The organism is Streptomyces aculeolatus, from assembly GCF_020400605.1.
GTDB lineage: Bacteria > Actinomycetota > Actinomycetes > Streptomycetales > Streptomycetaceae > Streptomyces > Streptomyces aculeolatus.
In genome coordinates, this window is record NZ_JAINRD010000009.1 from 226,056 (window position 1) to 238,652 (window position 12,597).

A 12,597-nucleotide genomic window follows, 5' to 3' on the forward strand; every position below is an offset into this window, starting at 1 on the left:
GGACCATCTCGCTGCACCCCGGGCAGGCCTGGAGAAGCGCTGCTGCTTCCTGAGGGCCCCGACCGTGGTGAGCATGGCGGTGAGTCGTGTTTCAGGGGTACCGCGGCCGGGCGTGAGTCCTCCTCCGAGAACCGCGGCGGTCTCGGCCGACTGCGAGCCATGGGCCGTGCGGCCCTTCGTCGTCCTCGGCTTCGATTACGCCGCGGGTGAGGGGCGCGGCGTGTCGGCCGGCGAGGCCGGTGACGACGGGGTCACCACCGATCATCCACGCAAGGGCCGGAGACGAGGCGTGCCGGCAGACCGCGTCGGGGCCCGTGTGGAGATGCGGACTCGCAACCCGCCGGCCCTGGGTTCGAGTCCCACCCGCCCCACTCTCCTCCCTGCGAAGGATCGTCTCTACCAGGGGTTTCATCCCGATTCCTCGTCGGCGTTCGTGGGCCAGGCAGAGGCAGAGATCGTTTGCTGGCCCGAACGTAAGGCGATCCGCGAACAGGGCTGTAGGTCGGGCTTCTTCGGGTGGCTCAGTCGACTCGTCTGTTCAGCGGCCACGATGCACGTTCACCCCGTTGCCGCGCCAAAGGTAGTGTAAATGTGCTAAATGTCATATTTAGAGTAGATCCTGTAGGGAGATTCAATCGATCAAACGAGAGGCGGCTTCGTCGTGTCACACGAGACGGAAAAACCACAGTCTTCGCCTGCGGGCCGTCAGGCCGGTGTGGGCGGCAATGAGGGCGGTAGGCAGGTCGCGCAAGGCGATCGTGGCCGGACGACCATCGCCGACGGGGTGGTGGAGAAGATTGCGGGGCTTGCCGCGAGGGACGTGCCGGGCGTCCACGCCATGGGAGGCGGTGTCACGCGTACGCTCGGCACCGTCCGCGACCGGGTCCCCGGTGGTACCAGCAGGTCGTCCGTCACCCGTGGCGTGAAGGCCGAGGTCGGCGAGGTGCAGTGCGCTCTCGATCTCGATCTCGTGGTCGATTACGGCTTCGCCATCGCGGACCTGGCCTCTGAGGTCAGGGAGAGTGTCATCGCCGCTGTCGAGCGGATGACGGGCCTGGAGGTCGTCGAGGTCAACATCGCGGTCGGCGATGTCAAACTGCCCGATGACGAGGGCGAAGAAGACGGTGGCAGAACGATCAGGTAGTCCTGTCGCGCCGGCCAGTGCTGAATAGGAGCACATGATGAGCATGACCGCGATCGGCGTGGCAGCCGGGATGGCGGCGGGCTTCGCCGGGTACTTCGGCGGTTTCGGAGCCTTTGTTGTCGTGGTGGTTCTGGGCTTGATCGGGTTCGTTCTCGGGCGGATTGCCGACGGCGACCTGGAGATGGCCGACCTCTTCCGCGCTGGAAGAGGCGGAAGCGGCGACCGTTTCGATCGGCGCAGGTGAGCCCCGGTGACAACACCAGCGGCTCCACAAGTGAAGTCCGAAGCCCGGGGCGCGACGCGAGTGGCGGACCGGGTGGTAGCCAAGATCGCGATGCAGGGGGCGCGCGAGGCGCTGCGCGCAAGCAGCCCTGCTCACCCATGGGGCCCGGCAGCGGGCTCCACGACGCCGACCGCACGGGTCAAGGTCTCGGTACGCCGCCCGGGCGAGAACGGTTTCGGTCAGGCCCAGGTGCGGGTCAGTGTCGATCTGGACTACCCCACGCAGGTCGGCATTCAGTGTGCAGAAGTCCGCCGGAGGGTGATGGAACGCGTCGAAAGTTTGGCGGGCATGACCATTCTTCAGGTCGCCGTACGCGTCGAACGACTGCGTGGGCCGCAGTCGTCCGGCAAGGAGCGGGCGCAGTGAGCGAGGAGAGCCTTCCCGGTAGTGGGTTCGCCCGCTCGAAAGCGGGTGGCGGCTTCGGTGGCGGTGTCGCGCTGGACGCAGGCCCGGCCCGGCGGTTCTGGTCGGCCCGCAGGGTTCCCGCAGGAATCGTCGCGCTGATCGTGCTGGTCGCTTCCGGGTTCCTGCTCTACGACGTGGTGTCGGTCCGCGCCGGGCGCCAGGGTATGCACTGGCGCCGCTGGCTCGCCCACAAGCTGTCCACCGTCCACCTCGACAACACCTGGGTCCTGGCCAGCACAGCAGCGATCACCGCGATCGGGCTGTGGCTCCTGGTCACGGCGCTGACTCCCGGACTGCGTAATCTGCTCCCGATGCAGCGCCCGTGCGGCGACATCCGCGCCGGCCTCGAACGCTCAGCGGCCGCGCTGATCCTGCGCGACCGCGCCATGGAAATCTCCGGCGTTCAGTCGGCAAAGCTGTCCGTCGGCCGACGACGCGTCAAAGCGCACGCCGTCTCCCACTTCCGTGACCTGGATGACGTACGCGAAGAGCTCCACACCACCTTGGACCAAGAGCTGCGCCAGCTTGCACTGGCCCGACAGCCGAAACTGTCCGTCCACGCAAAACGCGCGAAGAGGTGGTGAGGTGACATGCGCCAGGCACGCCTGATCGTCAACCGGCTGCTGCTCGGAGCCTGCGGTCTGGTCCTCCTCGGTTTCGGCGGGACCGCGCTGCTCGGCGGACTGGACCTACTGCGCCGATGGCACTTTCCCAGCGCGTGGCCCTGGGACCGGCCCCAACAGGTACTGCTCAGCGACGCCGACCGAACCCGATGGCGCGATCAGGGATGGTGGTGGGCCGTCGTGATCGCCGCGCTGTCCGTCATCCTCCTGCTCGCCCTGTGGTGGCTGCTGGCACAGGTGCGCCGCCGCCGACTGAGCGAGGTACTGGTCGACACCCACGACGGCGAAACGGCCCAGGTGGACGGCCGCGCCCTGGAGGACGCCCTGTCCGAGGAAGCCGGGTCGCTCCCCGGCGTCGACCGGGCCGCCACCCGCCTGCTCGGCCGCAGCACCCATCCCCGTACCTGGCTGTCCCTGCGGCTGGCCCCGCACGCCGACCCCGCGCGCACCATCGCCCTCATCGCCGACGAAGCAGTTCCCCATGCCCGCGATGCCGTGGGGACAGACCAGCTACCGACCGAGATCCGGCTGCGAGCAACTTCACACCGCGCAGACCGCGTCCTTTGAAGAGACCCCCGCACCCGTGCCACTGCGAACACCTGGCCGATGAGCTTCAACCGCGCTCGGCGCGGATCTGGCGGCGGAGGTCAGACGTACAAAGGCCGCGTCCGAAGGGGAGACGGTGGTCCTGGGCAGCGGAGGGCTGCTCGGAACCCTGATCGAAGCTGATCTCGTCGACGAGTACCGACTGCTGGTCTCCCCCCTCATCCTGGGGAGCGGGAAGCTCGGTCATGCTGGAGGCGGGCCGTGGTGACGCTTGCGCGACGGCTCGGGCATTCCCCCCTGGCCATCACACTCAGTTACTATGCTCACTTCATGCCGGAGGCCGGGAGCAAAGGGCGCACCGCCATCGACGGGTTGCTGGGGAGTCAGGAGGGTCTGGATGCCGGCCGAAACTCCCCAGATTCTCCCCAGGGCTGATCGGAGCCCATCTCCGCGTCCCGCCTTCACCGTTCCCTCCGTCGTTTGAAGGGCAGAAGCGTTGGATGGTCTGGGATGATGCTGCGAGAAGTCACCGCGACCCGCTATGTCACACCCCTGCGTGAGGGTGGGTCGCTCCCCGGCGTCGTCGAGGCGGACGACCTCGGCACGTACGTCATGAAATTCACCGGGGCCGGACAGGGCCGCAAGGCGCTGGTCGCCGAGGTGATCAGCGGCGTCCTGGCGCAGCGCCTGGGACTGCGGGTGCCGGAGCTGGTCGGGCTGCAGCTCGATCCGGTCATCGGGCGCTCAGAACCGGACGAGGAGGTGCAGGCGCTGCTCAAGGCCAGCGGGGGGCTCAACCTCGGCATGGACTTCCTGCCCGGCTCGCTGGGCTTCGATCCGCTGGCCTTCCGGGTGGACGCCGCGGAAGCCGGCCGGGTGGTGTGGTTCGACGCGCTGGTCGGCAACGTCGACCGGTCGTGGCGCAACCCCAACATGCTGGTCTGGCACGGTGATCTGTGGCTCATCGACCACGGCGCCACCCTGATCTGGCACCACAACTGGCCCTCCGCAGCGGCCGCCGCCGACAAGCCGTACGACGCCTCCGACCACGCGCTCGCGCCCTTCGGCCCCGACGTGGCCGCCGCGGCGGCGGAGCTGGCGCCAAAGGTGACGGCCGGGCTGCTGGCCGAGGCGGTCGCCGAGGTGCCGGACGAGTGGCTCGCGGACGAGCCGGGCTTCGGCTCGCCTGCCGAGGTGCGCGCCGCGTACGTCGGGGCGCTGGCCGCCCGGGCGCCGCGGGTGCACGAGCGGATCGTCGTGGGCGAGCGCAGCGCGGACGGGCCGTCGAAGGCGCCGGAGTGGCTGAAGGCGAAGCCGCCGCGGAAGGGGGCGCGATGAGCGGGCGCGAGGTCTTCGAGTACGCGCTGCTGCGCGTCGTGCCGCGCATCGAGCGCGGCGAGCAGATCAACGCCGGGGTGCTCGTGTACTGCCGGGCGCACTCGTACCTGTGCGCGCGCACCCACCTGGACGAGCGCCGGCTGCTCGCGCTCGACCCGGAGGTCGACCTGGCGGGCGTACGGGCCGCGCTGCACGCGGTGGAGGAGCTGGGCTGCGGCGGTGCGCGGGCCGGGCAGGCGGCCGGTGACGATGCCGGGCGGCGCTTCCGCTGGCTGGTCGCGCCGCGCAGCACGGTGGTCCAGCCGGGGCCGGTGCACTCGGGCCTGACCGAGGACCCGGAGGCGGAGGCGGAGCGGCTGCTGCGGCTGCTGGTGCGCGTCCCCGCATGACACCTCGTACGCGCCGGGGGGTGCCCGCGTACGGGCACCTCGCCGCGGCGCCCCGTTGACACGGCGGGGCCGGACTTCTAGCGTCACGTGCCGTACCTACTAAGCGGTTGCTCACCGTTCGTCGGGCGGCACCCCGGCCCAGTCAGCGCGAGGAGAACACCAGCATGTCCACCACCGGAAGGGTCGCGATCGTCACCGGCGCGGCGCGCGGCATCGGCGCCGCCACCGCCGTCCGACTGGCCCGCGAGGGGCGCGCCGTCGCCGTGCTCGACCTCGACGAGGGCGCCTGCGCGGAGACCGTGGAGCAGATCACCGCCGCCGGCGGCACCGCGCTGGCCGTCGGCTGCGACGTCTCCGACGCCGCCGCCGTCGAGGCCGCCGTCGCCCGCGTCGCCGCCGAACTCGGCCCGCCGGTCGTCCTGGTCAACAACGCCGGCGTGCTCCGCGACAACCTGCTGTTCAAGATGAGCGAGGACGACTGGGACACGGTCATGAGCGTGCACCTGCGTGGCGCGTTCCTGATGTCCCGGGCCTGCCAGAAGCACATGGTCGACGCCGGCTTCGGCCGGATCGTCAACCTCTCCAGCAGCTCCGCGCTCGGCAACCGGGGTCAGTCCAACTACTCCGCCGCCAAGGCGGGGCTGCAGGGCTTCACCAAGACCCTCGCGCACGAGCTGGGCAAGTTCGGCGTCACCGCCAACGCCGTCGCGCCCGGCTTCATCGCCACCGACATGACCGCCCAGACCGCCGCCCGGGTCGGCATGGGCTTCGACGACTTCCAGGCCGCGGCCGCCTCCCAGATCCCCGTCCGGCGGGTCGGCCGGCCCGACGACGTCGCCGGTGCCATCGCCTTCTTCACGGGCGAGGACGCCGGCTTCGTCTCCGGCCAGGTGCTGTACGTGGCCGGCGGGCCGCTCGACTAGGGCCGGGGGGACGAGGACATGACGCAGCAGGAGAGAGCCGGCGCGCCCGAGACGGCCGACAGGACGGCGGGCGGGTCGGCGGACAGCGGGCGGGTCGCCCTGGTCACCGGCGCCAGCCGCGGCATCGGCTACGGCATCGCCGAGGCCCTGGTCGCGCGCGGCCACCGGGTGTGCATCACCGGCCGCGGCGAGGAGGCGCTGCAGGAGGCCGTGGCGCGCCTCGGCGCCGGCCGCGCGATCGGCGTACCGGGCAAGGCCCACGACGAGGCGCACCAGGCCGAGGCGGTGGCGCGGGCCATGGAGGCGTTCGGCCGGGTGGACTACCTGGTCAACAACGCCGGCACGAACCCCGTGTTCGGCCCCATCGCGGACGTCGACCTGAACGCCGTGCGCAAGGTCTACGAGACGAACGTGCTGTCGGCCCTGGGCTTCGCCCAGCATACGTACAAGGCGTGGCAGCGCGAGCACGGCGGCGCGATCGTCAACGTCTCCTCCGTCGCCGGGCTCTCGGCGTCGCCGTTCGTCGGCGCGTACGGCATGAGCAAGGCCGCGATGATCAACATGACCCTGCAGCTCGCCCACGAGTTCGCGCCGGGGGTGCGGGTCAACGCCATCGCCCCGGGCGTGGTGAAGACGAAGTTCGCGGTCGCGCTCTACGAGGGCCGCGAGGAGGAGGCCGCCGCCGGCTATCCGCTGGGCCGGCTCGGAGTCCCCGAGGACATCGGCGGCGCCGCCGCGTTCCTCCTCTCCGACGAGGCCGGCTGGATCACCGGGCAGACGCTGGCCATCGAGGGCGGCATCTTCCTCAACGCCGGCTGGAGCTGAACCAGAAGTCACACACGCCACACAGGCTCCCCCGGGTCACAGCGCCGTCCCGGGGGATCCGTGATCCACCGACCGTGGGGTAGGGTCTGCGCACCCCATCGAACAGGTGCAAGGAGGGGGCAGGCACGTGTTCTTTCGGTCGGGCCCGCGGCGGGTCGCCGCGGTGCTGATACCCGTCTCGTTGCTCGCCGGTTGCGGCACTCTGTCGGCGTCCGGCGACGACGATCGGCATATAGACGTGGGTACGACGAGCGCGCCCAGCACGCTCGACCCGGCGGCCGCCTGGGACGGCAGCTGGGAGCTGTACCGGAACGTCTACCAGACACTCATGCACTACGCCGGGACCAGCACGGTGCCGCAGCCCGACGCGGCCAAGAGCTGCGGCTTCACGGGCGCCGACAGCCGCACGTACCGCTGCAGGCTGCGCGAGGACCTCACCTTCTCCAACGGCAACCCGCTCGACGCCGCGGCCGTCAAGCACTCCTTCGACCGGGTGCTCGCCATCAACGCCGAGACCGGCCCCGCGGGACTGCTGGACAGCCTGGAGGAGGTCGAGACCGAGGGCGACCGGACCGTCACCTTCCACCTCAAGCGCCCCGACGCGACCTTCCCCTTCATCCTCGCCGCGCCCGCCACCTCGCTCGTCGACCCCGAGTCGTACCCGGCGGAGAAGCTGGCCGACAAGGACACCCTCGTCGGCTCCGGGCCGTACACGCTCGGGTCGTACGAGAAGGGGTCGGTCGCCGAGCTGGAGCGCAACTCGCGCTACCAGGGCGACGCGGAGCTGCGCAACGACTCCGTCAGCATCCGCTACTTCGACGACTCCGACGCGATGACCGACGCGCTCAAGAAGGGCGACATCGACGTCACGTACCGCGGGCTGCCGCCGGACCGGGTGCCGGAGCTGGAGAAGACCGCGGACGAGAAGGGCACGATCGCGCTCAGCCGGGTGGTCATGCCGGAGATCCACTACCTGGTCTTCAACCCCGAGCACGAGTACGCCGACAGCCTCGCCGTGCGGCAGGCCGTCGCCCAGGTGATCGACCGCGACGCGCTCGTACGCAAGGTCTACGGCCGCACGGCGGAGCCGCTCTACTCGATGATCCCGCGCGGCATCACCGGCCACACCACCCCGTTCTTCGACCTCTACGGCGAGCCGGACCCCGAGGCCGCGGCGGTGACGCTGCAGACGGCCGGGGTGACCGAGCCGGTGCCGCTGACGTTCTGGTACACCACCGACCGGTACGGCTCGGTGACGGAGCGGGAGTTCGAGGAGCTGGAGCGGCAGCTGGAGGACAGCGGGCTGTTCGACGTCACGGTCAAGGGCCGCAAGTGGGAGAAGTTCGCCGCCGCGTACAACAAGGGCGAGTACCCGGTCTTCGGCCGCGGCTGGTCGCCCGACTTCCCCGACCCGGACAACTACATCGCCCCCTTCACGGGCGCGCGCAACGCCCTGGGCACGCCGTACGAGAACACGGAGATCACCGACGAGCTGCTGCCCGAATCGCGCCGGAAGGCGGACCGTGCCGGGGTGAACGAGCAGTTCTCGCGGGCGCAGGACATCCTCGCCGAGGACGCCCGGCTGCTGCCGCTGTGGCAGGCCCGGCAGTACATCGCCGCGGACGACGACGTCGCCGGGGTGGAGTGGAGCCTCGACGCCTCGACGATCATGCGGATGTGGGAGCTGTACAAGAAGACCAGTTGGTAGGGGAGTTGTCAGTGGCCGGCGGTACTGTCGGCTGCGCAACGACCCACCGAACCGATCTTCTGCACCGACCGGAGGTCCCTCACCCGTGTCCCCGATGCTGCCCCCGTCCTGGCAGGACGCCCTGGGCAAGGAGCTCGAGAAGCCGTACTTCACGCGCCTGGAGTCGTTCGTCGAGGAGGAGCGCGCCCGCGGGCCGGTCTACCCGCCGGGCGAGGAGGTCTTCGCCGCCCTCGACGCCACGCCGTACGACCGCGTGAAGGTGCTCGTCCTCGGCCAGGACCCGTACCACGGGGCGGGGCAGGGGCACGGGCTGTGCTTCTCGGTGCGACCCGGGGTGCGCACCCCGCCCTCCCTGCGCAACATCTTCAAGGAACTGCGCGACGACCTCGGCCACCCGGTCCCGGACAACGGGTATCTGATGCCGTGGGCCGAGCAGGGCGTGCTCCTGCTGAACGCGGTGCTGACGGTGCGCGAGAGCGAGGCGAACTCGCACAAGGGCCAGGGCTGGGAGGAGTTCACCGACGCGGTGATCCGCGCCGTGGCCGAGCGGCCGGACCCGGCGGTGTTCGTGCTCTGGGGGGCGTACGCGCGCAAGAAGCTGCCGCTCATCGACACGGCCCGGCACGTGGTGGTCCAGGGGGCGCACCCGTCGCCGCTGTCGGCGAAGAAGTTCTTCGGCTCGCGCCCGTTCTCGCAGATCGACGAGGCGGTGGCGGCGCAGGGGCACGAGCCGATCGACTGGCGGATCCCGGACCTGGCGGCGGGCAAGGACTGACACCGGCCGGGGCCCGTCCCCGCGGGGACGGGCCGAAGCGCCGGGAGTACGGGCCGTGTAGGGCCTAGCGCTCGAAGTACTCCGCGCAGGCCGCCTCCTCCCGGCTGCCCGGAGCCCAGCGGCCGTAGTCCCCGGCGAGGGCGCACACGTCGACGCCCCCGCCCGCGGCGGTCGGCGGCGGTGGCGTCGGTGCGGCAGGTCCCGCGGTACGGGCCGGGCGCGCCGGCTCCGGGCGGGAGGCCCGCGCCGGCGGCGCCGTCGACGGTCCGCCCGGTGCGGATGCGCCCGGCCGGACCGTATCCCCGGACGGGGCCGGCGCGGGCTCCGAGTGCCGTGGGCGCGGGTGCCGCACCGGGCCGATGGTCGCCAGATCCTCGCGCCCCGGCAGCGGCGATGCGGCCGGCCCGGACGCGGCCGGCCATCCGGCGTCCGGGCCGGTACGGGTCCCGGTGCCGGGGCCCGTGCCGGGCTCGGGCGAGACGGTGACGCAGCCGGTGACGGCGGCGAGTGTCGTGAGGCCGGTCAGCAGGGCACCGGCGGCGGGAGTGGAGTGCACCCGGCCACACTGGTGCGCCCGGCGCCGTACCGGTACTCCCCGCAGGGGTGACGTCCGCCCCGCGAAGTTGCCGCGCGACGCCGGGGCCCGGCGGTCAGCCGCCGAGCATGCCGCGCAGCAGGTCCTCGTAACCGGCGCGCAGCCGCGCCCTGGTGGGCGCGCGCGACCCGCTCACCCGGCCCGCCGTGTGCAGGAACATCATGCCGTCCGTCCAGGCGATCAGCTCCTGCGCGTGCCGGTCCGGGTCGGCCGACCCCCAGCCCGCGAGCAGCGCGTGCGCGGCGTCGCCGAACGTGGCGCCCGCGCGGTCGTAGATGGCCCGCAGCCCGGGGCGCCGGGTGGCCTCCAGCGCCAGCTCGTAGCGGGCCAGGAGCAGGGTGCGGTGCCGGAGGAGGAAGCGGTGCAGCAGGCCGGCGAGCGCGTCGGCGAGCTGCGCGGGGTCGTCGCCGGGCGGGGGCAGGTCGCCCACGCGCAGCACCGCGCCCTCGCGCTCCGCGAGCCGCTGGACGGCGAGTTCGAGGAGGGCGGCGCGGGTGCGGGCGCGGTTGGACGTGGAGCCCTGCGGCAGGCCGGCGGCCTCGTCCACGGCGCGGTGGGTCAGGCCCCGCATGCCGCGCTCGGCGAGCAGCGCGATGGCGGCGTCGGCGATGACCTCCCGCCGGGAGGCCGCGGACGCGCCTGACCCGGCGGACGCGCCGGCGGCGGGGGAGGCGGCGGACGGGTGCGGAGCGGCGGGGGCCGGGGCGTTCGGGTCGGGCACGGCCCCAACTTACCGCCCGCGGCAGCGGGGACTACACCCGTAGTGCGATCGTGCTAGCCTCGACAGTGTAACTACAGGTGTAGTTCCAGGAGGCTCCCTTGAAGCAGCCGCGTGCCCTCGTCATCGGCTCCGGTCCTGGCGGACTCACCGCCGCCGCCGCGCTGCACCGCCGCGGCTGGTCGGTCACCGTGCTGGAGCGGGTCGCCGCCGTCGAGCCCGTCGGCGCGGCCATCTCCCTGGCCGCCAACGCCCAGCGCGCGCTCGACGCCATCGGCGTCGGCGACGCCGTGCGCGACCTCGCCGCCTGGGAGGGGAGCGGCGGGCTGCGCACGCCGGACGGCCGCTGGCTCTCGCGTACCGACGCGGCCGCCGTGGCCGAGCGGTTCGGCGGTGGCATCGCGCTCGTGCACCGCGCCGACCTCGCCGCCCTGCTCACCGCCCGGCTGCCGGCCGGTGCGATACGCACCGAAGCCCCCGCCGAGGTCGAGGACCCGGGCGGCCCCGGGCGGCCCGCGCGCGTCGCGGTGCCGGACGGCGTCATGGAGGCCGCACTCGTCGTCGCCGCCGACGGCATCGGCTCCGCCGTACGCCGCGCGCTCTTCCCCGACCACCCCGGCCCCGCCTACGCGGGGTTCACCACCTGGCGGCTCATCCTGCCGGCGGGAACCGCCGCGTTCGAGCCGCACGAGACCTGGGGCCGCGGCGAAGTGTGGGGGTCGCAGCCGCTCGCCGACGGCCGCGTCTACGCCTACGCCGCCGCCGTCGCCCCCGAGGGCCGGCGCTCCCCGGACGGCGAACTGGCAGAACTCCGCCGCCGCTTCGCCGGCTGGCACGACCCGGTGCCCGCGGTCCTCGCCGCCGCCGAGCCCGGACGGGTGCTCCACCACGACGTGCGCTGGCTGGCCGAGCCGCTGCCCGCGTTCCACCGCGGCCGGGTCGCGCTGCTCGGCGACGCCGCCCACGCCATGACCCCGAACCTCGGCCAGGGCGGCAACCAGGCCGTCGAGGACGGCGTCGTCCTCGCCCACCACGCCGCCGCCGACCCCGGGGCCGTACCCGAGGCCCTGGCGCGCTACACGCGCGACCGCCTGCCGCGCACCCGCGCCGTGGCGCTGCGCTCCGCCCGCGCCGGCCGGCTGATCAACCTGACCGGCCCGCTCGCCGTCCGCAGCCGCAACGCCCTGATCCGCGGCGTCGGGCTGCTCGGCCCCCGCGTCGTACTGCGCGGGCTGGACGGCGTCGCGGACTGGCGGCCGCCCGGCGACGGCGGCGCCGCCGGCGGCCCGTATGCTTCCCCCGCACGGGCGGCGCCCTGAGGCAGGCCTCCTGCCGCGCGGGCGGCCCGCGGGAGCGAAGGCTGCGGACGGGAGCGGACATGACCACGGGCGCGACGCCCCTGAAGACCGGCGTGATCGGGCTGGGCGACATCGCGCAGAAGGCGTACCTGCCGGTGCTCGCCTCGCTGCCCGGCGTCGAGCCCCACCTGCTCACCCGTACCCCCGCGACCCTCGCCCGCGTCGGTGACGCCCACCGCATCCCGGCGGCCCACCGCCACGGCGACCTCGGCTCGCTGCTCGCCGCCGGCCTCGACGCCGCGTTCGTGCACGCGCCGACCGCCGCGCACGTCGAGCTGGCCACCGCGCTGCTGGAGGCGGGCATACCCGTTTACGTCGACAAGCCGCTGGCGTACGACCTCGCGGGCGCCGAACGCCTCGTACGGCTCGCGGACGAGCGCGGCGTCTCGCTGGCGACCGGCTTCAACCGCCGCCACGCGCCGGGCTACGTGCAGTGCCTGGAGCACCCGCGCGAGCTGATCATCCTGCAGAAGCACCGCGTCGGGCTGCCCGAGGACCCCCGCATGATGGTCTTCGACGACTTCATCCACGTCGTGGACACGCTGCGCTTCCTGGCGCCCGGCCCCGTCGAGCACGTCGACGTGCGTGCCCGCGTCCGCGACGGGCTGCTGCACCACGTCGTCCTGCAGCTGTCCGGCGACGGCTTCACCGCCATCGGCGCGATGAACAGGCTGTCGGGTTCCGCGGAAGAGGTCCTGGAGGTCTCCGGTCAGGACACCAAGCGCGAGGTCCGCAACCTCGCCGAGGTGGTGGACCACAAGGGCCAGCCCAGCGTGCGGCGGCGCGGCGACTGGGTGCCGGTGGCCCGGCAGCGCGGCATCGAGCAGGTGGTGCTGGCGTTCCTGGACGCGGTACGCGCGGGGGAGCTGCTGAGCGCGCGGGACGCCCTCGCCACCCACGAGCTGTGCGAGCGGATCGTCCGCGAGGTGGGCCGGGCGGGTTGATTCCGCCACCCGTACGCCGGACA

The 12,597-nt window shown here is 72.8% G+C and carries 16 protein-coding genes; 14 read left to right on the forward strand and 2 right to left on the reverse strand.

The genetic code is table 11. The features are described from left to right. Window positions 1-661: 661 nt before the first annotated feature. The 12 genes from LG396_RS18025 (at window position 662) to ung (ending at window position 8,959) form a co-directional block, all read left to right on the forward strand. Window positions 662-1,144, forward strand: coding sequence for an Asp23/Gls24 family envelope stress response protein (locus LG396_RS18025; RefSeq protein ID WP_372483528.1), 483 nt, complete (start codon window positions 662-664; stop codon window positions 1,142-1,144). Between the two features lie 37 nt (window positions 1,145-1,181). Then, window positions 1,182-1,388, forward strand: a complete 207-nt coding sequence (locus LG396_RS18030) for a hypothetical protein (RefSeq protein ID WP_037751336.1) — start codon at window positions 1,182-1,184, stop codon at window positions 1,386-1,388. A gap of 30 nt (window positions 1,389-1,418) precedes the next feature. Further along, window positions 1,419-1,793 carry an Asp23/Gls24 family envelope stress response protein gene (locus tag LG396_RS18035; protein WP_372483529.1) on the forward strand — a complete coding sequence of 125 codons (375 nt, stop codon included), beginning with the start codon at window positions 1,419-1,421 and terminating at the stop codon, window positions 1,791-1,793. Then, window positions 1,790-2,416: a DUF6286 domain-containing protein gene (locus LG396_RS18040; protein ID WP_225795511.1), complete on the forward strand. Its 627-nt coding sequence runs from the start codon at window positions 1,790-1,792 to the stop codon at window positions 2,414-2,416. Before LG396_RS18035 ends, LG396_RS18040 begins: the two co-directional genes overlap by 4 nt. Window positions 2,417-2,422: 6 nt before the next feature. Beyond that, entirely contained in the window at window positions 2,423-3,022 is a 600-nt protein-coding gene (gene amaP, locus LG396_RS18045) for an alkaline shock response membrane anchor protein AmaP (RefSeq protein ID WP_225795512.1), read from the forward strand. Window positions 3,023-3,089: 67 nt separating this feature from the next. After that, window positions 3,090-3,269, forward strand: coding sequence for a dihydrofolate reductase family protein (locus LG396_RS18050; protein ID WP_225795558.1), 180 nt, complete (start codon window positions 3,090-3,092; stop codon window positions 3,267-3,269). A gap of 245 nt (window positions 3,270-3,514) precedes the next feature. Then, window positions 3,515-4,339 carry a HipA family kinase gene (locus LG396_RS18055; RefSeq protein ID WP_372483534.1) on the forward strand — a complete coding sequence of 275 codons (825 nt, stop codon included), beginning with the start codon at window positions 3,515-3,517 and terminating at the stop codon, window positions 4,337-4,339. Beyond that, window positions 4,336-4,728 carry a DUF3037 domain-containing protein gene (locus tag LG396_RS18060; RefSeq protein WP_037741420.1) on the forward strand — a complete coding sequence of 131 codons (393 nt, stop codon included), beginning with the start codon at window positions 4,336-4,338 and terminating at the stop codon, window positions 4,726-4,728. The genes LG396_RS18055 and LG396_RS18060 overlap by 4 nt, the downstream gene beginning before the upstream one ends. Before the next feature lie 164 nt (window positions 4,729-4,892). Then, the gene (fabG, locus tag LG396_RS18065) at window positions 4,893-5,651 is read left to right on the forward strand and encodes a 3-oxoacyl-ACP reductase FabG (RefSeq protein WP_225795513.1); all 759 of its coding nucleotides are present in this window, start codon (window positions 4,893-4,895) and stop codon (window positions 5,649-5,651) included. Between the two features lie 18 nt (window positions 5,652-5,669). Beyond that, complete coding sequence (locus tag LG396_RS18070) at window positions 5,670-6,476, forward strand: SDR family oxidoreductase (protein ID WP_225795514.1); 807 nt, start codon at window positions 5,670-5,672, stop codon at window positions 6,474-6,476. A gap of 127 nt (window positions 6,477-6,603) precedes the next feature. Continuing rightward, a complete protein-coding gene (locus LG396_RS18075; RefSeq protein WP_225795515.1) occupies window positions 6,604-8,184 on the forward strand; it encodes an ABC transporter substrate-binding protein in 1,581 nt (526 codons plus the stop codon). A 94-nt stretch (window positions 8,185-8,278) separates the two neighbouring features. Beyond that, window positions 8,279-8,959 carry a uracil-DNA glycosylase gene (gene ung / locus LG396_RS18080; protein ID WP_018837827.1) on the forward strand — a complete coding sequence of 227 codons (681 nt, stop codon included), beginning with the start codon at window positions 8,279-8,281 and terminating at the stop codon, window positions 8,957-8,959. A gap of 64 nt (window positions 8,960-9,023) precedes the next feature. Here the strand turns inward: ung and LG396_RS18085 are convergent, their stop codons facing one another. Together LG396_RS18085 and LG396_RS18090 are read right to left on the reverse strand one after the other, a co-directional pair. Further along, complete coding sequence (locus LG396_RS18085) at window positions 9,024-9,515, reverse strand: hypothetical protein (protein WP_225795516.1); 492 nt, start codon at window positions 9,513-9,515, stop codon at window positions 9,024-9,026. 94 nt (window positions 9,516-9,609) lie between these two features. Next, window positions 9,610-10,275 (reverse strand): TetR/AcrR family transcriptional regulator, encoded by a 666-nt coding sequence (locus tag LG396_RS18090; RefSeq protein ID WP_225795517.1) that lies wholly within the window; start codon window positions 10,273-10,275, stop codon window positions 9,610-9,612. Between the two features lie 98 nt (window positions 10,276-10,373). Between LG396_RS18090 and LG396_RS18095 the strand changes: the two genes are divergently transcribed. Together LG396_RS18095 and LG396_RS18100 are read left to right on the forward strand one after the other, a co-directional pair. Continuing rightward, entirely contained in the window at window positions 10,374-11,591 is a 1,218-nt protein-coding gene (locus LG396_RS18095) for an FAD-dependent oxidoreductase (RefSeq protein WP_225795518.1), read from the forward strand. A gap of 80 nt (window positions 11,592-11,671) precedes the next feature. Continuing rightward, window positions 11,672-12,574 (forward strand): Gfo/Idh/MocA family protein, encoded by a 903-nt coding sequence (locus LG396_RS18100; RefSeq protein ID WP_225795559.1) that lies wholly within the window; start codon window positions 11,672-11,674, stop codon window positions 12,572-12,574. Window positions 12,575-12,597: the final 23 nt, after the last annotated feature.